A 19,387-nucleotide genomic window follows, 5' to 3' on the forward strand; every position below is an offset into this window, starting at 1 on the left:
TCCTTGAGTTGCACCATACACCTGCTCTGTCAGAACAGTGCAAATATACTGAAATTCTGTTTATCCGAACAGTATTGAGGTATTTACCCAGTTATAACCGCATTGAGCTAATTCGGCCAAGTGATCAGGGGATTGGTTAGCCCCGCTGCAGTTAGCGAGTTCAGACCTCCGGTTTTTTCCAAAAACCCGGAGGTCTCACGCCGCTCAAGTCATAATCGCGCCACCCATCAGTTTTTCATAGCGCCGCTGGTGCTCCTTTGCCAGCTTGGGGCAGCGGGCCAGCTCTGGGTCGTCCTTCAGCAATGCTTCCGCCGCTTCCCGGGCCACCATCAGCACATCTTGGTCTTCAATCAGGCTGGCCAGGGCAAAGTCCGGCAGGCCCGACTGGCGGGTACCCAACACCTCCCCGGGGCCGCGAAACCGCAGGTCCATCTCGGCAATAAAGAAGCCATCCTGGGACTGTTCCAGCACCTTCAGCCGTTGTAAGGCTGTCTCGCTACGGCTGCTGCTCATCAGCAAGCAAAAGGACTGGGCCGCCCCCCGGCCCACCCGGCCCCGCAGTTGGTGGAGTTGCGATAGGCCAAACCGTTCCGCATGTTCAATCAGCATCACCGAGGCGTTGGGCACATCCACCCCCACTTCCACCACCGTGGTGGATACCAGAATGTGGGTCTCCCCAGCCCGAAAGGCGGAAATGGCCGCGTCTTTTTCAGCCGATGACAGGCGCCCATGCAGCAACCCCACCTGAAACTCAGGAAAGATCACCTCCGCTAGCTGGCGGTGCTCCTCCACCGCCGACTTCAGGTCCAGCTTTTCCGACTCTTCCACCAGGGGTAGCACCACATACACCTGGCGGCCCTGGGCCATTTCCCGCTTAATTAGGTCGTAGGCGTGGTGCCGTTCTCGGCTGGTCATCAGGGTGGTTTGGATCGCCTTGCGTCCGGGGGGCAGCTCATCAATTTGGCTGACGTCGAGATCCCCGTGCAGGGTCAAAGACAGGGTGCGAGGAATGGGCGTAGCGGTGAGGGTGAGCACATGGGGGTTGGCCCCTTTGCGCATTAGCCTGGCCCGCTGCTGCACCCCAAACCGATGCTGCTCGTCAATCACCACCAGGCCCAGCTCGCGAAACTGGACCGGGTCTTCAATTAGGGCGTGGGTGCCGACTAAAATCGGCAGTTCTCCGGTGGTCAGTTGCCCCAGCATTTGGCGGCGTTTGGCGGCCCGGGTGGAGCCAGTCAACAGCTCGACGGGCAGGTGCAGCTGGGTGAACCACTCCACCAGTTTGCGGTAGTGCTGCTCGGCCAGCACCTCGGTGGGGGCCATTAAGGCGGCCTGGTACCCGGCCTGAATCGCCGCCAGGGTAGCAATTACCGCCACGACGGTTTTACCGGAACCCACATCCCCCTGCACCAGGCGATTCATCGGCACGGGCTTTTGCAGGTCGGCCAAAATGGCGTTGACCACCCGCTGCTGGGCGTTGGTGAGGCTAAAGGGCAGAATGCTGTAAAAGTTGTCGATCAGCTCCCCAGTAGGGGCCAGGGTAATGGCGGTTTGTTGGGCCTGCTGCTGTTGGCGGCGACGCAGCAGCCCCAGTTGCAGGTAGAAAAATTCGTCGAAAATCAGGCGGCGACGGGCCTGGGCTAGCTGATCTTCATCGTCGGGAAAGTGGATTTGGCCGATCGCCTGCTTCAGCGGCACCAGTTCATGGCACTGACGCAGGTCCACGGGCAGGGGGTCTGGCAGCTCAGCTACGGCGGGTAGGGCGGCGGCGACGGCCTTGCGCACCAGGTCCGCTGGCACCCCCTCGGTGAGGGGGTACACCGGCACCAGGCGGCCAATGGTGAGGGACTCGATGCGATCGCTGAGGCTATCCAGCACCTCCAGGTGCGGATCGTCCAGGGTGACCCCATACTTCCCCTGCTTCACTAGCCCAGAGGCGGCCACGATCGCCCCCTGGGGATACTGGCGTTTTTGCTGGTGCTGCCAGCTGGGGGTGGCGTAGCGGTTGCCGGGGTAGAACCGGTTGAGCTTCAGGGTGCCGCTGCCGTCGGACAGCTGAAGCTCAAAAATGGTGAGTTTTTTGTTGCGGGGGCTGGTGAAACAGTTGACCCGCTTGACGCTACCGACAATGGTGACGGTTTCCCCTGGGTTCAAGTCACGAATTTTCACCTGCTGGGCGTAGTTGATGTGGTCTCGGGGGTAGTAGTAGAGGATGTCTTGGACCGTGAGCAGGCCCAGCTTGGCCAGGCGATCGCTGTTTTTAGGCCCGATGCCCTTCAGGTAGGTGAGGGGCTGGTCCAGGGTGGGGAGCCGACTGGGGGCCGTGGTAACGGCTACTGCAGTGGTGGGGGGGCGAGCCGGAGGCTTTTCCTGGGTGCGACCGGCGCGAATGGTGGCATGCCGTTCTAGCAAACGCTGGTTTTGGTGCAGAAATCGACGGGTTTCCGCCACCAGATGCTGCCGCTGGGCAAAGCTGAGGTCGCTGTAGCGACTGTACTGTTGGCCCAGAGCTTGCCAACTCTGCTGTTGTTCGGCGGGAAGGATGGCGGGGGGGTGGCTAAGACTTTCCCCTAAAAACCGACTAAAGGTTTGCTGCTTACCCACCAGATCATTGAAACCACTGTCGGCCTCCACAGACAGCGCCCGCTGCAGCCTGGTCCAGTCGGGGGAGGATGGTCGTGCCTCAGAGGTCATAGCGCTTGATTGATAGCTCCCATTCGCTGGCTAGCGATGCTTAGATGTATTGTCGTACCATACGGCCCGCCAAGCCTGCTCGGCTTCGGCGATCGCCAGTTCCCGCTGAGCTTGCTTATATTGCTTGCCCACCTTGCGCAATCGCCCCAGGGTCGTGCGCAGCTTGCCCCGCCACAGGGAGGCTTGCACATCGGCAAACTCAATATCTGACAGTCGTAGGTTAATGGCGGCCAGGTGGGTCATCGTACCCCCCAGTAGTTCCGGCTGCATCCCACTGGCCTCATCCGCCTCCGGGGATGGCTGATCATCTTCTGATTGATCCCGCAGTTCCACTAAGGCTTCCCAGGAGGTGCTCAAGGTCGACGGCTTAGAGTCCTCGTCCTCAGTCTGATCATTGCTGTCGCTGGCCTTGTCCTCCTGGTCCAAGACCTCATCCATATCCCCAGCCATGGCCACCAGAACATTCAGCAGGTTCGGCACCGGGTGACCATGATCGGCATCACGATCGGCCGCTGTGGCCGCCTCCAGCACCTCCTCCGGTAAGTCAGGCAGCACCTGGGCCGCTTGCAGACATTGATTAATTTGGTTAGAGATCTGCTGTAACACATTGCGAATGCGCTGTTCCAGCCGTAAGTGCTGCTTGGCGAGCTGGGTTGGGGTGAGGCGATCGCCCGTAAACAGTGGATCTTGAAGGGCGTCCTCCACCTTGTCGGCCATGGCGGCTAGCAACACCGACTGAATCAGCGATCGGGGGGGCATTGCCGCCGCTGACTCAGCCTCAGCGATCTCTGACGGGCTGGCTTGGTCGGTCGCGGCCAGTGCTGCCGAAGCAGATGCTGCTGAGTCGGGCTCTAGGGTGGCATCAGACGGTGGGTCGTCAGCCTCTGCCCCCTTTGCTTCACCCGTTTCCCCGGCTTCCTCTGCTTCCCTGGCTTCCTCTGCCTCTTCCTGTTCCATCGCCTGCAGAGCTTCTAGGGCCGCTTGGGCCGCCTCCTGCTCCTCTTGATCAGGCTCCATCAGATTTTGCAGCCAGTCTTGGGCTTTACGTCCTAGCCGCTGAATATCTTGCTGTAGCTTTTCCCGCCCTTTCACCGACAGGGCTAAAAACGCTTCGGGATAGATTTGGGTACAAAGGTGATAGGTGGCAATCACCCCTTGGCGGCGCACAGCATGTCCCAAAATTCCCAAATAGCTACTGTACAGCTCCTTAAAATCAGCAGCTAGGGAAGCCGTGGCTGCTTCCAGGGCGTCAATGTCTTTGCGAATCGTCTCAACCGACCTGACCATGCCGCTGTCTTTTCCTAATCAATGTTTGATTATAGTGTGCCCCAACTCACCCAGCAAAAAGGGGAGCCTTGCAAACCGCCGCTCCCCCCTTGGGCAATTCGATAGTGATACTAATCTGCCAGCTACTTTTTCTTGCTGGTTTGGGCCGCCACTTCCTCAGCAAAGTTAGTTTCCTCTTTCTCGATGCCTTCACCCAGCACAAACCGGGAGAAGCGTCGCACCTGAATATTTTCCCCTAACTGGGAAACCGCCTGCTTCACTAATTCTTCCACAGAAATATTCTGGTCCTTGATGAAGGGCTGATCCATCAGAGAAAGCTCCTTCAGCCGCTTTTCAATCCGGCCTTCCACAATTTTCTCGCGGATATTGGCTGGCTTTTTACCCAGATCATCGCGCCCCATTTCGATCTCTTTCTCTTTGGCCACGATCGCCTCAGGAATATCGCTAATACGCACATATTCCACATTAGGACAAGCGGCAATCTGCATCGCCACATCCCGTACCAGGCTTTTAAATTCATCCCGACGGGACACAAAGTCGGTTTCACAGTTGACTTCCACCAGTACGCCGACCCGGCCACCGGTGTGAATGTAACTGTCAACCAGTCCTTCCGATGCTACTCGGCCCTCTTTCTTCGCAGCTGAGGCAATGCCCTTCTGCCGCAGCCACTCAATGGACTTTTCGACGTCGCCATCATTTTCTTTCAGGGCTTTTTTACAGTCCATCATGCCTGCGCCCGTTTTGTCGCGCAGGTCTTTGACTAACTTCGCAGAAATTTCTGCCATGGTGCTTTACCTTCCTAACGCGCTACCGTCAACTTAAGTACATCTCGCTGACCCAATCCAGCTTAAACCGAAGCCAAACTTCGGGAAAGCCAAAGCCCTTTCTACCCCGTTAGCCAGACCTAACGGATCTATAGCGACAGATCCAGAGATCCAGACAGGTCGAACAGCATGGAGCTAGACGTGGCTGAGAGCCTCCCATCTATACATCTATATCAGACTCGTCCTATTCAGACTCGTCATCAGCTCCCGGGGCATCGTAGTCGTAATCGTCTTCGGCCCCATCATAATCATCGTAATCCTCATCGGGGGCGCTACGACCGTGGGATCCTTCATAAATGGCATCCGCCAGCTTACCCAGAATCAGCTTAATGGAACGGATGGCGTCGTCATTGCCAGGAATGGGCACATCCACCAGGTCGGGATCGCAGTTGGTATCTAGCAAGGAGATGATCGGAATCCCCAGCTTATGACACTCGGATACCGCGTTATATTCCCGCTTGATGTCAACGATGATGGCCACATCAGGTACCTTGCGCATGGTTTTGATGCCACCCAGGTACTTTTGCAGCTTTTCCAATTCACGGCGAAGCACCGCTGCTTCTTTTTTAGGGCGCAGGTCAATCGCCCCAATCTCTTCCATCCGCTCCAGCTCTTTGAGGCGATCTGCCCGAGACTTAATTGTGGCCCAGTTGGTTAACATCCCCCCCAGCCAGCGCTGGTTGACATAGTGGGAACCACAGCGGGAAGCTTCTTGGGCGACAATACCCGCCGCCTGGCGCTTGGTGCCAATGAATAAGAACTTTTGCCCATTGCCCGCTGCATCCCGCACAAAGCCATAGGCTTCTTCGATCAGCTGGGCGGTTTGCACCAGGTCAATGATATGAACCCCATTGCGGGAGGTGAAGATGTATTGATCCATCTTCGGGTTCCACCGACGAGTTTGGTGCCCAAAGTGAACCCCCGATTCTAGTAGTTCGGGTAGGGTAATAACAGCCATTTAGGTTTTCTCCTTTCGGGTTTATCCACCATCCGAACGCTCCCTCAATTAGCAAGAGACCCGAAATTTCGGATGTGCGATTTTGACAACCTTACAAAGATAACATAAATGAGCGACATCTTTCTATCAGGCTGTTTTGCCTTGGTCCTAAAGCGAATTTTGAAAGTTAGTTGGCCCTTCGTAACCAGAGCGTTGGGCTAACGCTTGCAGGGACTGAGCTCCTGATAAACGCTCGCCATTAATCTCCCAGGTGGGATAGCCGGTAATGCCTGCTTCCTGGCATTCTGGAGTTTGACTCTGCCCGTCAGATTGGGAGCATTCGACATAGTTAATCAGTTGAGCTGCTGCTTGGCCGAAAAGCTGCTTCTGATCCTGGCAGTGGGGGCACCACCAAGCACCGTAGAAGATGGCGCCCGTATCTGTTAGGTGCTGAGCCAGGGCAATTTCGGCAGGGCCAGACTGGGTGGTCACTTCAATCACGGGTTGCCCATCAGCCCCGGTTGCCGTGGTGGGTTGGCCGACATTGGCGTAAACGCCTAGGGTGCCGACAAAAACGACCACGACGGTGATTAGGCCGATAAAGAAGGGCTGGGACCAATCCGGCCAGTCTTGGCCAACTAGTGCCATTCCAAATAAGCCGGTGGATAGCAAGGCCGAGCCAATGCAGTACAGACAGGCGGCCTGAATTTCCGCCGTGAGTAGGTACATCAGGTAGCCACTGAAGACCATCATCGCGGTGCCACCGATGAACAGCAGCGGCTGGGTCCAGGTCATCAGCTTGGCCCGCAGCTCTTTCTGCTCAGGCATCCGCACCAGTAATGGGGCGATCGCCAGTACGACCATGCCCAGATAAGCCAGGAAGCCAAATAGTGCCAGGGGCTGCCCAAACACGGTGGCATAGGGACTGGATAGGACAATATCGCAGCCCTGGGTGGGGCAGGCGGTGGTATTGCCTGTGAACGCAATCACAGTTAAGTAAGCTGTGACTGCAGCTCCGATGGCGGCTAACCCAGCCATCAATGGGCGAGCATAGCGGTTAATCCAGGGAATGTCCTTTTTACGACGTGGCATGTCCTAATCTCCTAATACCTGACAGCAGGTTTATAGTAAGTTCAGCTCGGGATCTAGGGTTTTCCCACTGGCAAAACTCCAGGTCTGGCCTGGGAGTTGGTCTACATTACGGCTAAGCGTTCTGCAAATCGTCTAAAGTGGCTAACACTTCTTGGCTATGGATGGCCGGGCGCACGCCTAAAAAGCGGGCTCTGAGCATGCCATCAGGATCGATTATATAAGTGTGACGCAGGGAAGCGGCCCCTAGCCACGATCCATAGGCTTTACTCACCATCCCTTTGGGATCAGACAGCAGGGGAAACGCTAACCCTTCGGCATCGCAAAACTCGGCGTGGGAGTTGACACTGTCGGCACTAACACCAATCACTTGAGCATGGCGAGCCTGGTATTCGTCTAGATCTCGCTGAAACCGTTGGGCCTCTAGGGTGCAGCCGGAGGTAAAGTCGCGGGGATAGAAGTACAGCACCACCCACTGGTCACGATAGTCTGCCAGGGAAACAGAGCCATCGCCCGCATTGGTGGGCAGGGTAAAGTCAGGGGCAGGACTGCCCAGGGGAAGTTGGGGGCCGCCCAGGGCCAGGGCCGGGGGTGCCCACAGCAACCCACTAAACCAGCCCAGGCAAATCGTTAAAACCAGTTGAAGTAAGTGGCGACGACCGATCATAGGCATCCTCATGTTCTTTACTAAAGTTTACATGAGGTGGCTGGCGATCGCCCCCCCAGCCTTTAAGGGCATTCTATAAAGTTGTCGTTTAGGCGGTGGCAGCCCCAGTAAAACCAGGTTAAGTTGACCAGAGATCTCTGAATTCTCCTCCCTTCTGTCCTCTACTGTCTTGTCCATGAGGCTCCTAATCCCCAGTCCTTTCACCGTAGAGGCAGTAACGGTGAGCATTCGTGATTTACCTCAGGAACTGGCAGGTTGTCGCATCGTCCAACTATCGGATTTCCACTACGACGGGGAGCGACTCGCTACCCCTTTGCTCGAAGCCGTCATTGCCCAGGTCAACGCGCTCAAGCCTGATCTGGTGGCTCTAACGGGAGACTATGTCACCACCGATCCGGCCCCAATTTTTCGGCTTATCCCTTATTTGCAGCAGTTGCAAAGTCGTTATGGCACTGTGGCTGTTTTGGGTAACCACGACAATATGAGTCGTGGGGGCCGTCAGACGATTTTGCAAGCGCTGCGCCGGGCTGGTATTCAGGCCCTGTGGAACCAGGTGGCCTATCCGTTAGGTCCAGGGCTGCCGGTGGTGGGCCTCGCTGACTTTTGGTCTACCGAGTTTGACCCCACTGGGGTAATGGCCGCTATCCCTGAGGCTGTACCCCGGCTGGTACTTTCCCACAATCCCGATAGTGCGGCAGAATTAAGGTCCTATCGGGTGGACTTACAACTGTCAGGGCACACCCACGGCGGCCAAATTGTGTTGCCTGGGCTAGGGCCTGTGCCGGCTTTGACCCAGGCCTTGAAGCAATCCACCTGGGCTAGGCTGCCGTTTGTCAACCAGCAGTGTATTAAGGTAGTGCATCACTGGGATTGGGTCTCGGGGCTATATCAGGTGGGGGATAATCAGCTTTACGTAAACCGGGGGCTGGGCACCTATGCCCCAGGCCGATTTCGCTGCCCGCCGGAGGTTACGTTGGTAAGGCTGGTGGGGGAGTGATGGGGTGGATGGGGGGATGGGCGCTGCCCTGAGCTTGTCGAAGGGGGGATGGGGGGATGGGCGCTGCCCTGAGCTTGTCGAAGGGGGGATGGGGGGATGGGCGCTGCCCTGAGCTTGTCGAAGGGTGGATGGGGGGATGGGGAAGGTGGGGAGGTGACGGGGTGACGGGGTGGATAGGTGGTAGACGCGGAGCGGCTTCCCGCAGGGTAGGGTGGATGCGTAGGGGCGGACCTGTGTGTCCGCCCTGGTGGGGGAATGGGGAAGAGGAGAATTTTGGATTTTGGCATCCCCTCCTGGGAGGCCTGTGCTGAGCTTGTCGAAGTAGGCAGGGGTGGGTTTGCGAGAATTTTGGATTTTGAATTTTTCCTTTGCTACGCACGGGCTACGCCCTACGTTTTTCTGTTTTCGTTTTTCGTTCTCCAGGTTCGTAGGGGCAGACCTGCGTGTCCGCCCTGGCGGGAAATGGCTAGGCGGTAAACGATCGCCCTAGACCCAGCTTGGCCAACAGTTTGCGGTAAGTGATGGAGCTTTTGTCCCCAGCAATATGGACTTCATCGGCCAGGTTAATCGGTAGATCTTCTGGCCAGAGTTCTTCTACGATCACTTTATCTTCGCCAAACACTTGATGATTGAAGGCCAAGGTATCTTCGAGGGAAGCATCTTTGTCGAAGTTGCGGCAGAGGGGCGAGAATACCCGAGTTTTGCGGGCCGATACGGGACAGGCGGCATTCAAAATGTGCAGCATGCCCTCTGGGAAGGTGACCGACAGCTTGACGGTAAACGGCAGCCACACCTGAAACAACCGTCGCCACTGAAAGTCAGGGGGGCTGAGGTGCTTGTACCCATGGGGTAGGTTGCTCACGGTACTGACATAGTCGGCGGTAAAGCCGCCGTCGGTATAGGCAATCGGATAGTCAGGCACTTCTGGGTTGTCGCTTTCCCCAAAAGAAGCTTTATGAACAAAGGCAAAGTGGCTGACATCCAAGAACCCTTCCACCTGCCGGCCGGCGGCGGCCTCCAGGTGAACCGAGTCGGGAACAATGGGGATGTAGTCAGGATCGTCCCAGGCGTCAAAGTCTGGAAATGGCACTGGACCGTTGTCCACCAGGCGTACCCAAATCAGCCCGTACCGCTCCTGGACCGGGTAGGTGGTTAACCGCAATCGGTTGGGAATAGCGGCATCGGGGGCTGCCGGAATGCAAATACACTGCCCGGCGTCGGTGTAGCGCACCCCGTGATAGGCGCAGACCAGTTCTCCTTGCTCGACCCAGCCCAGGCTGAGGGGGGCACCCCGATGCAAGCACAGGTCTCGGGCAGCAGTGACCTGGCCATCTTGGGTCCGATATAGCACCAGCCGTTCGTCCAACAGCCGTGCCCCTAATGGCTTGTCAGCGGTAACCTCTTGGGAAAAGGCCACCGGGTACCAAAATGGAGCCAGGGCTTCCCAATCGGAGGGGCTAAAGGTGCAGTCCCGAGGCAGAGTAATGGCGGTTGGCATAGGATTAGTTTTGGATCAGAACTGTGGGTAGGCGCGGTAGGCAAAAGTGTGCTGGCCACAGCTAGATTACGGCTTACCTTTGACGGTGGACTGTATTGCTAGTTACCCCAGAGCATGAGTACAATCTGCCCAGTCCCCAGGAGTCTTGGCGCTTGGACGGAGATTTTGGCGTTGTGGTTCTGGCCCTGTTCAGGAGGCTAAGGGTTCCAGGGAAGGGTGGGGCAGAGCGCCTTGGGTCGCCAGGATTTCGCCCAGACTGATGTGATCTTCCAGCAGGCTGATGTGGCCACTGTGGGGCAGGGCATGAATGTGCGCATTGGGCAGCAGGGTGGCTAGACGCTGGGCCTCGGCCAGGGAAGGTAGCAGGCGATCGCTCTGGGAGGCGACCAGCAAGGTTTGGGCTGTGACTCGGTGCAGTTGTAGGGGTTCTAACCGAAACTGGTGTAACAGCGATAGCCGCCAGGCCGCACTTTTCTGGGATACAGCACCCATGGCCTCGAATAGGGCGGACTGATGGGGGCGGGAAATCCGGCTCAAGTTGGCCAGCAGGGGGAGGCTGCTGAAGGCCGAGGTTTTGTACAGAGGAGATGCCACCCAGGCTGTGAGGTTGGCCACCCAGTGCAACCAGGGCAAGCGGTGAAAGGATGAGGCGGAGTTAATCAAAATTAAGTGGCGAGCCAGGGTAGGGGCTTGAGCCACCATCTGTAAGGCCAGACAGGCCCCGAAGGATTCGCCACAAAGGTAAAGGGAGCGATCGCCCAGCTCTTGGTGAATTAATCGCAACACCTGGGTCGCTAACCGATCCCACGGGGAAAGGTCATCTGCTGCTATGGTCAGGCAGCGAATATCAACATGGGGCTGTAAGTCGGGCACCTGCCGGGTAAATAGCCGACCGCTACCGTCCAGTCCAGGTAGATAGACAAACAGGGGTTTGTGATCATTGGGCGGCACTGGGGCTAACAATTGGAGAGATGGAGACGGCTGTGACATAGGTGATGACCATCGTGGGCAGCGGCTTAACAGCCAGTGCCGTGGAGCAGGGTAGCGATTTCATTGTGGCAAGAGGCGGTAATATCGGCCACCAGCGAGCTTACCCCTGGGCGGCGATCGCGCGATCGCAGTCGACTGTCCACCCGGATTGGACGACCAATCCGCAGCTCCACCTGACGATAGACCACGGCTGGGTGCCACCCCGACTGCTGAAACAGCGGCTCAGAAGCGTCAAACCAGCTGAGCCAGCGTAAAGGGACCTCAATGCCGCTGGTTTCTTGCTGAGAGGCGATCGCTACCGGCACAATGGCCAATTCATCTACGGGTGCCCGTAGGGCTAAATGGGCAAACCCCCGGTGAAACCGACTGAGACTATTGGGGGAGGTGCGCTGTACCATCGGCGTTGCCCCTTCCGGGAAAATACCCACAGACTCCCCCTGACGCAAGGCAGTCAAGGCTTGACGAAAAAATCGGGTTTGGCCACTGCCAGGGGCATCTAAGGGTAAACAATCCAAAACCTTAATCAGTTCCCGCAGACCAGGCACTTGTCCCATGTAGTGGTGGCAGGCAAATCGAACCGGACGATTTACGACCCGCATCAGCAGGGGAGCGTCCATAATACTGCGATGGTTACTCACGATTACCAGCGGTAAGTCCGCCGGCAATCGATCTTGGCCTTGAATGGAAACCTGCACCTGGGAGAAGGCCAATAGCCAGCGAGACCAGTCCAGCGGGGTAGCGGTAGGGGCAGTGGGTAAATGAAGTGGGCCAAAGGTTGGAAAAAGAGATGGAGCTGCAACCATTCAGTACTCAGTCAGGTCCCTGAATCAAGCATTGCTGCGTTAATCAGATAAGAATCCAGGGGTGTACGTTATATAACTTAACAAAGTTTTAAGAAAACTGTTGCCTCTAGAGCCCTGAGTGTGCAAAATCGCATCGTGGAACTCCCCATGACCAGCAAATAGGCAGGCCCAGGGATGAACGACGCGGCTTTATGCGGCTAAAAACTGTTCAAACTCTCGCAGGGCCACGCTAGAGCCCATGGCCCAGGCCTTCTCCACATAATCGGGCAATAAATTTTTAACATCCACTGCGGGAAATGTCGGACTACTAGAGCGGTCCTCATAGCCCTCAGCAGTCAGCCCATAGATGCTCAAACACCCCTGTCGGTAAATCCAAACCTCTGGGACTCCCAGGGTTTGGTAGACCTCTAGATCCGTCAACGAGGTCATGTCCATCTCAATGACCAGATCGGGTGGGGGGTCAGTGGCCAGATCAAGGCGATCCTTACCCAGGACCGCTTGCCAATTTGCGATATAAAAGCAGGCATCCGGTTCCGCCCCGGCCTCTTGCAGGCGCTTCAGGGTGACCGGGTCGTAGCTGTGCCAGTCTCGACTTTGATGGCGCAGCAGAGCTTTAACCAAATCGACCAACGTGTCAATCCGATTACCGTGACTGGCCATTGGTGCCATGAGTTGAATTTGGTGAGTATGACCGTTGAACCGAATTTTGATCGCCGCATCATCACGACGGCTCTCTAACAGCGCCTCATAGTCATCCCAGGTTTGATCCTGCAGGGTTACCTCACTCCCTGGGGGGAGTTGAATGTACTCTCGGCTAACGGTTAGCACCATTGGACGTTTCCTCTGGATATCTTCTCTCATATTATCCGGAGCTATCCCCAACTCTCGCATAGGCCAAAAAGCAATCCGCCAAACCTCACGAAAAAGAGTCGCCTCCAGCGTTACACATTGCAGGCGACTCTTTGACATTTAAGGGGGACTGAAATTACATTGGGGCCTGGATGAATCAGAACGGAATGTCGTCGTAGCTGGGGTTGCTGGCCGGGTCGCTGGGGGGGGGAGAGGCCGCAGGAGAGGTAGCAGGAGAAGCCACCTGGGGGCTGGGGGAAGCCGCCGGATTGGGGGTGACCGCTGGCGGTGCCATGGTCATGGTGCCCAGGGAACTGACGTCATAAATACGCTGAACCGTCATTTCCGCCTGCTTCTCTTTAAAACCTTCGGGGCGGTCAAACACAGTCATGGAGAGCCGCCCCTCTAGCAGCACCCGTTGACCGGCCCGGTAGTTCTCTTGGATTTCCTGGGCCAGGTTGCCCCAGCCCACCACTTTCATTTGAGCAGAGGGATCCCCCTCCTTGATACCGGGAAACTGGACCACAAATTCAGCCACAGGGGTCTGGTTATCTGAGGTGTAGCGCAGCTGGGGAGCCTGCACAATTTCTGCCATTAACAGACAGTTGTTCATGGGCTAACAACCTCCTTGATCCCCTGTTCTTTGTCGATAAAGTCTTGGACTTGGCTTTGATACTGGGCCAGAGTCACATCTAGCCACTCCCGGTTTTCGCTGTTGGCGAAAATGTGAACCAGGGGTTCCCCGGCATCTGGCAACACCAAAATCCAGTCGTCGGGGTTATCCCCCAAAACCTTGACACCATCGATTAATTCTAGCTTTTCTGGCGGATGCTCTTCAACCAGGTAGCGCATCAGCGCCCCTTTCACGGTCCAGGGACAGCGCAGGGTTTGGATGCGGTAGCCAATACGGGGCAGGTCAGACCAGATTTGCCCCAGAGACCGTTTCTGTAAGGTGAGAATCTCGATCAGCTTAGCGACGCAGAACATGGCGTCAAAGCCGGGATGCAGCTCTGGGAAGATAAAGCCCATGTCGCCACTACCCCCCAGCACCACGTTGGGATTTTCCTGGCAGGCTTCCATTAGGGCGGTGGGATTCGCTTTGGTGCGAATCACCTGACCATCGTGGCGACGGGCGATTTGCTCAACCGCGCCAGAGGTATGGACGGGCACGACGATGGTACCTCGGGGATGGGTGGTCAACATCATATGGGTCATCAGGGCAGTGAGAATTTCCCCTCGGATGGGGGAGCCCACTTCGTCTACCAAGATCAGTTGCTCACCGTTGGCAGATACCTGGACCCCAAAGGTGGCCCGCAGGGACTGTACCACTTGTCCCAACTGTCCCAGCATCACATCCCGTTCGTCGTTGGATAGGGCTAACTGGCGCAGGCTGGCATTCAGGACGACGGCATCGCAGTCAAATTTGCCTAAGATTTGGGGTAAAACGGCCCCAGAGACCGCATAGACATAGTCAATAACGACTTTGGCTTGGCTGCTGATCAGCGCCTCTACATTCAGGTGCTTTTCAAAGGCGGTGGCGTAGGTGGAGACCACTTGGCTGGGGTAGGCAACGGTACCAATTTCGTGAATTTGCGATCGCCGTAGGTCTTCTTTAAAGTAGGCCCCTTCAATCTTTTTCTCTTTGCTCTTGGGAATATCAATGCCATGTTCGTCGAAAAATTCGATCAGGATGTAGTTGGGCCGATCGGGATGCAGGCGCACATGGATGCCCCCGGCTACGCCCAGCTGGGCCAACACACTGCGGGCCACAGGAATCGCGGTCGCCTCTAGGTTTTGGACGTTCACCCCCACGGACATCAGACCGGCAATCAGCGATCGCGACACCATCCGAGAAATACTGCGTTGATCCCGAGACACCGTCACATGGGACCCAGGCTTAAGGGTAGACCCATAGGCCGCCCCCAGTTTCACCGCAAATTCGGGGGTAATGTCGATATTGGCTAACCCAGACACCCCCCGCTGACCAAACAAGTTACGCTGGGCCGTATTGCCCCAAATGAGATTAATGTTCAAAGTTGCACCTGACTCAATTCGCTTACTCGGCCATACCCGCACCCCAGGACTAATTTGCGCCTCTTCCCCAACGGTAGAGAGCGGGCCAATCACAGCCCCCTCGAGTACATGAGAGCGGCGATCAACCCGAGCCCCCCGGGCGATAATGCAGGCCCGCAGGTGGACCTCATCGCCAATGATGGCGCCATTCCAAATGATCGGCCGCTTTAGATCAGCATCACTGCCAATGGTGACATTGTCGCCAATCACAGTCCCCGGCTCCAAAATGGTGCGAGGGCCAATGCGGCAATTGTTGCCAATTAGCACAGGGGGATGAATCTGGACGGACGGATCTATCTGGGTATTTTCCCCCATCCAGACCCCAGGGGATGTTTCCTGATAAGCGTAATCAACCACCACTTTTTGGTGCAGGGCATCGTACTGGGACTCTCGGTAGGCATCTAAGTGGCCCACATCACACCAATAGCCATCGGCCACATAGCCAAACATTGGTTCCCCTTTCTCCAGCAACGTAGGGAACAAATCTTTGGAAAAATCAGATTCCTGGTTTTCAGGCAGGTATTTCAGCACCTCTGGTTCCAGAATGTAGGTGCCTGTGTTCACCGTGTCCGAGAAAATTTCACTGGTGGAAGGCTTCTCTAGAAACCGCTGAATCCGATTGTCACCGTCCGTAATTACCACCCCGAACTCAATCGGGTTGGGCACCCGAGTCAGCACTAGGGTAGCCTTTGCCCCCTTTGCCTTGTGGAACCGAATCGCCGCTTGCAAGTCAAAGTCAGTGACGCCGTCCCCACTAATGACCAAGAAGGTGTCATCCAACAGATCGGCAATATTCTTAACACATCCGGCGGTGCCCAGCGGCTGATCTTCTTCCACCGCATAGGTCATCTGAATGCCAAAGTCACGACCATCGTGAAAGTAATCGCGCATCACATCCGGCAGGTAGAAGAGTGTCGCAATAATCTCAGTGATACCGTTACGCTTCAGCAGATTGACGATGTGCTCGGCAATGGGGCGGTTAAGAATCGGCACCATTGGTTTGGGCAAGTCACAGGTTAAGGGCCGTAGACGAGTCCCTGAACCACCGGCCATTAGCACTGCACGCATATATCCTCCTTCCTGCTACTCAATTGCCCCTAGATACCCATCGGCCCCATGAGTTCTGCCCCATGAGTTGAGATGGGCCATGATCAGTGAAAACCTAGGGCTCTGGTTTGAAAACCTTTGACTAACCCCGGTAACCCTAACGTTGACTATGCTTCCCTAGATAGAGTAAGCCGAGACCTACGCCTTAATCTCTATCTCAGGTGTGATCACCAATGGTCCCTCCTGCGGTTAGCCAACGTTGGTATTGTAGAAGATAGAGGACAATGGTTGATAGAAGGAGTAATCATGGAGACATTGGTTGTGTTGGTATTGGTCGGCCTATATGGCGGTGGCGTTTGGAAATTCTGGACTGGCTTTGACCGTACCAGTTTTAGCGACGGCAAGGTGAAGTTTTCGCTACTGTGGCCTGTGTTTTTTGCCTTAAACAAGTCTTACCGCGAAAATTTTAACCGTGCCCTGAAAGGATAACGCCATCAGCATGCAACCATCGATCGCAGACCCCTCCCCCTGGGCAGGGCAGCTTCAAGCTGTGGCCCAGCGCTATAACCAGGAATTTTCTGGCCAACCCTTCGATCTGCCTGCTGAGGTAGAAGAGATGCTGGTGTTCCATGACTGGGTATCGGGGGCGCTGTCGTCCCGCATTGCTACCCCATTCTGGGAGGTGGTGCAGCCCCGTAAGCGCGATCGCTGTTTAGATATTGGTTGCGGGATTAGTTTTCTCGTCTATCCCTGGCGGGAGTGGGATGCCCTGTTTCATGGCCATGAGATTAGTACTGTGGCCTGTCAAGCCCTGACGGCTCGGGGGCCACAGCTGAACTCGAAATTGTTTAAAGGAGTGAAGCAAGCTCCGGCCCATCGCCTAGAGTACGACGGGCAGTTGTTTGACCTGGTAATAGCTACGGGCGTGAGCTGCTACTACCCTGCTGCCTATTGGGATACGGTACTGGGTCAAATCAAGCGGGTGCTGAAGCCGGGTGGTTGGCTGCTGTTTGACGCGATCAATCCAATGGCTCCATTGGCAGAAAGTTGGGCCATTTTAGAAACCTACTTAGGGGCCGAAGTCTACCTGGATGACTTAGACCAATGGCCCACACTCGTGAAGGCGGCTGGCGGTCGGGTGATGTCTCACCGGGACTATGAGCTGTTTCGGCTGTTTAAGGTGAAGTGGGGTGGCTGACAAATTAGCCTCACCAGGCTGTGGCTGATAGATGTGCCCAAGAATCCATGAGCCATCTAAAAAATTTGAGATACCATGGCGGCTGATGTCATCAGTGGTGACCAGGGCTTGCCTGGGAAGAACAGCGAATGGTATTGGGCTTGCGGACAACAGGATACCGGTTAGCAGCCTGTTTGGTGCTGGGGGTAAGTCTGGCTGGGGGACTGGCGGCTTGCGGTGGGACCAATGCTGAGGTCGATAGCCCCCTATCAACTGAGGCCACCGTCGAGCAATCATCCCCCGACGCTATGGGAAGCTTTAATGAAACGGTGATTGAACCGGTGCGGCGCGCCACCCTGGAAACCCAACAACCTGGGGCTCAGGTGAATGTGCGATCGCGCCCTACCACCGAATCGCCATCCCAAGGGATGGCTGCCGGGGGTGATCCAGTGGATTTACTACGCTTGGCTCGGGGCCGGGACGGCTACACCTGGTACTACCTGACCACGGTTAACGGCGGCACTGAGGGCTGGGTGCGAGGCGACTTTGTCGACACCAGCAGCCCAGCGGCCACCCAGGCCACCGCGCCAGCCGCCACCTCGACTAGCCCCTGTGGCGACGATCGCCAGGAAGCCTACTTTGAGACCCGTTCGTTTATGGTGTACCTGTGCAGTACCGACCAGGGGCTACGCTATGTGGGCACCGAAAAAACGACCCAAGAGGCGCTGGTTACCCAGGATGTGCACCAGGCCCAAGACACCTATATCGCCATTGACGGCCGGGTGCAGTACCACATCAATGAACAGACTCTGGCGGTATACCAAATTTCCAACGGCAGCTACAGCCAGATGACAGCAGAACCCGTCCTCCGCCACGAGCAGTTTTTGTACTAGCCTATTGCCTCGGTAATTCTAAGGGCTGCTCAACCCGGCCCAATTGACTGGGGCGTTCAGAACGAGTAGGAATAGGCTGCTGGGCCGCGATGGTTTGCTCTAGCACCTCGGCGGCCCGCATGTACTGGGTATCAGCTTCGGTACCCAATTGGTCTGGATTGCTAAACAGTTCCCGCCGCTGGCGATCGCTCAACTCTACCGTCACATCCGGGGTGATGCCCTTAGTGCTGATGTCAGTGCCGTTGGGGGTGTAATAGTGGGCCACGGTCACCGTCAGCCCTGAACCGTCAGCTAAACCATGGAGAGACTGAACCAAGGCTTTGCCATAGGTGGTAGTGCCCACTACGGTGGCCCGATTGTTATCCCGTAAGGCACCGGTAACAATCTCACTGGAGCTGGCAGACCGGCCATCCACCAACACCGTCAGTGGTAGCTGGGTCAAAGCGGTACGATTGGCTGAAATGGCATCGTCTTTGCCATTGCGATCGAGGGTACGCACGATTGGGCCATGCTGTAACCACATGCGGCTAATGTCAATGCTGGCCAGCAGTAGCCCTCCGGGGTTACCGCGCAAATCCAGCACAAACCCTTCTACCCCCTGATCCACCAGGCTCAAAATCGCCCGTTCCATTTGGTCAGCGGCATGGGCATTGAACTCGATCAAGCGAATATACCCAATGGGGCGATTGCCTACTGTCTTCAGGGCATACTCCGCCGTCGGTACTTCAATCCGAGCTCGGGACAACACCACCGTACGGGAGGTGCCATCCCGTGACACTGTCAAGGTCACTTGGGAACCTTCGCTACCTCGCAACAGCTGGGTTACCCCTTCTGCTGTATAACGCTCCGTGCTTTGGCCGTTCACCACCATAATCCGATCGCCCACGGCTAAGCCACTGCGCTCCGCTGGCGAATCTGGCGATACCTCAGTGACAAGCACCGCCCCAGTTTGCTCATCCCGCCGTAGCCGTACCCCAATGCCAGAAATTTCCCCTGAGGTTTGCTCCGTTAGGTCAGAATACTCTGAGGGCGCTAAAAAGCGGGTGTAGGGGTCATTTAATTGACGCAGCGCACCGCGTAGAGCCCCATAGGCGGCTTCCCGGGAGGTGTACTCAGCCCCGAGTAAGTCTTGGCGGACCCGTTGCCAGTCCACCTGGTTAAAGTCACCGTCCACATATTCTTGATGAACAATTTGCCAAGCCTCGTCTAGGACGGCTTTGGGACTATCCTGAAACTCGCTGGTCGGGGCTTCGGCCCGCACAGCGGTTCCCAGGGCTAGGGTGGTGGCCACTGCCAGTGACGGCAACGCCATCGCCTTTATGGCGATCGCCCAAGCAGAGCTGGGCCAGGAAGTAGGGGTGAAGGCGGTGGTTGGAGCTTGAGGTTGAAACGTTACCGACATAGGCGTTTACCGGCAATGGCGAGGGGTTAGCAAAAACAGTTGGACACATTTTGACCGATCAATCGGTCCTTTGACGAGAAATCTATAGATTCCCTCAGGATTTTCAGTGAACTATCTAACTGGCATCATTAGCCTGACCTGAATCGGCCCAGCCAACGAC

17 protein-coding genes are annotated in these 19,387 nt (G+C 56.3%); 4 read left to right on the top strand and 13 right to left on the bottom strand.

Features of this window, described 5'->3' with window-relative positions:
* Nucleotides 1-204 precede the first annotated feature (204 nt).
* From recG to E1H13_RS18080, 6 genes are all read right to left on the bottom strand, one after another.
* A complete protein-coding gene (gene recG / locus E1H13_RS18055) occupies nt 205-2,694 on the bottom strand; it encodes an ATP-dependent DNA helicase RecG (protein ID WP_169615231.1) in 2,490 nt (829 codons plus the stop codon).
* Between the two features lie 30 nt (nt 2,695-2,724).
* Nucleotides 2,725-3,981 carry a hypothetical protein gene (locus E1H13_RS18060; protein ID WP_169615232.1) on the bottom strand — a complete coding sequence of 419 codons (1,257 nt, stop codon included), beginning with the start codon at nt 3,979-3,981 and terminating at the stop codon, nt 2,725-2,727.
* Between the two features lie 122 nt (nt 3,982-4,103).
* A complete protein-coding gene (gene tsf / locus E1H13_RS18065) occupies nt 4,104-4,766 on the bottom strand; it encodes a translation elongation factor Ts (RefSeq protein ID WP_169615234.1) in 663 nt (220 codons plus the stop codon).
* Nucleotides 4,767-4,989: 223 nt separating this feature from the next.
* Nucleotides 4,990-5,763: a 30S ribosomal protein S2 gene (gene rpsB, locus E1H13_RS18070; protein WP_169615236.1), complete on the bottom strand. Its 774-nt coding sequence runs from the start codon at nt 5,761-5,763 to the stop codon at nt 4,990-4,992.
* Nucleotides 5,764-5,910: 147 nt separating this feature from the next.
* Complete coding sequence (locus E1H13_RS18075; RefSeq protein ID WP_169615238.1) at nt 5,911-6,834, bottom strand: vitamin K epoxide reductase family protein; 924 nt, start codon at nt 6,832-6,834, stop codon at nt 5,911-5,913.
* Nucleotides 6,835-6,946: 112 nt separating this feature from the next.
* Nucleotides 6,947-7,495, bottom strand: a complete 549-nt coding sequence (locus E1H13_RS18080) for a peroxiredoxin (protein ID WP_347404186.1) — start codon at nt 7,493-7,495, stop codon at nt 6,947-6,949.
* Nucleotides 7,496-7,673: 178 nt separating this feature from the next.
* Here E1H13_RS18080 and E1H13_RS18085 point away from each other — a divergent pair, with 178 nt between their 5' ends.
* Nucleotides 7,674-8,495: a metallophosphoesterase gene (locus tag E1H13_RS18085; RefSeq protein WP_169615242.1), complete on the top strand. Its 822-nt coding sequence runs from the start codon at nt 7,674-7,676 to the stop codon at nt 8,493-8,495.
* 466 nt (nt 8,496-8,961) lie between these two features.
* Here E1H13_RS18085 and E1H13_RS18090 read toward each other — a convergent pair whose 3' ends face one another.
* The 6 genes from E1H13_RS18090 to E1H13_RS18115 form a co-directional block, all read right to left on the bottom strand.
* Nucleotides 8,962-9,993 (bottom strand): aromatic ring-hydroxylating dioxygenase subunit alpha, encoded by a 1,032-nt coding sequence (locus E1H13_RS18090; protein ID WP_169615244.1) that lies wholly within the window; start codon nt 9,991-9,993, stop codon nt 8,962-8,964.
* 189 nt (nt 9,994-10,182) lie between these two features.
* Nucleotides 10,183-10,983, bottom strand: a complete 801-nt coding sequence (locus E1H13_RS18095; RefSeq protein WP_169615246.1) for an alpha/beta fold hydrolase — start codon at nt 10,981-10,983, stop codon at nt 10,183-10,185.
* Between the two features lie 26 nt (nt 10,984-11,009).
* Nucleotides 11,010-11,786 (bottom strand): lysophospholipid acyltransferase family protein, encoded by a 777-nt coding sequence (locus E1H13_RS18100; protein ID WP_169615248.1) that lies wholly within the window; start codon nt 11,784-11,786, stop codon nt 11,010-11,012.
* Nucleotides 11,787-11,975: 189 nt separating this feature from the next.
* Nucleotides 11,976-12,617, bottom strand: coding sequence for a Uma2 family endonuclease (locus E1H13_RS18105; RefSeq protein ID WP_169615250.1), 642 nt, complete (start codon nt 12,615-12,617; stop codon nt 11,976-11,978).
* Nucleotides 12,618-12,792: 175 nt separating this feature from the next.
* A complete protein-coding gene (locus E1H13_RS18110; protein ID WP_169615252.1) occupies nt 12,793-13,248 on the bottom strand; it encodes a single-stranded DNA-binding protein in 456 nt (151 codons plus the stop codon).
* The gene (locus E1H13_RS18115) at nt 13,245-15,776 is read right to left on the bottom strand and encodes a mannose-1-phosphate guanyltransferase (protein ID WP_169615254.1); all 2,532 of its coding nucleotides are present in this window, start codon (nt 15,774-15,776) and stop codon (nt 13,245-13,247) included. Before E1H13_RS18115 ends, E1H13_RS18110 begins: the two co-directional genes overlap by 4 nt.
* A 285-nt stretch (nt 15,777-16,061) precedes the next feature.
* Between E1H13_RS18115 and E1H13_RS18120 the strand changes: the two genes are divergently transcribed.
* The 3 genes from E1H13_RS18120 (at nt 16,062) to E1H13_RS18130 (ending at nt 17,825) form a co-directional block, all read left to right on the top strand.
* Nucleotides 16,062-16,244 (top strand): hypothetical protein, encoded by a 183-nt coding sequence (locus E1H13_RS18120; RefSeq protein ID WP_169615256.1) that lies wholly within the window; start codon nt 16,062-16,064, stop codon nt 16,242-16,244.
* Between the two features lie 10 nt (nt 16,245-16,254).
* Complete coding sequence (locus tag E1H13_RS18125) at nt 16,255-16,953, top strand: class I SAM-dependent methyltransferase (RefSeq protein ID WP_169615258.1); 699 nt, start codon at nt 16,255-16,257, stop codon at nt 16,951-16,953.
* A 128-nt stretch (nt 16,954-17,081) separates the two neighbouring features.
* Nucleotides 17,082-17,825: an SH3 domain-containing protein gene (locus tag E1H13_RS18130; RefSeq protein ID WP_169615261.1), complete on the top strand. Its 744-nt coding sequence runs from the start codon at nt 17,082-17,084 to the stop codon at nt 17,823-17,825.
* A gap of 1 nt (nt 17,826) precedes the next feature.
* On the opposite strand, the gene E1H13_RS18135 is transcribed toward E1H13_RS18130, so the two are convergent.
* Nucleotides 17,827-19,227 (bottom strand): S41 family peptidase, encoded by a 1,401-nt coding sequence (locus E1H13_RS18135; protein WP_347404185.1) that lies wholly within the window; start codon nt 19,225-19,227, stop codon nt 17,827-17,829.
* Nucleotides 19,228-19,387: the final 160 nt, after the last annotated feature.

Origin of the sequence: Nodosilinea sp. P-1105, assembly GCF_012911975.1 — a bacterium.
In the GTDB taxonomy this organism is placed as follows: Bacteria; Cyanobacteriota; Cyanobacteriia; order Phormidesmidales; family Phormidesmidaceae; genus Nodosilinea.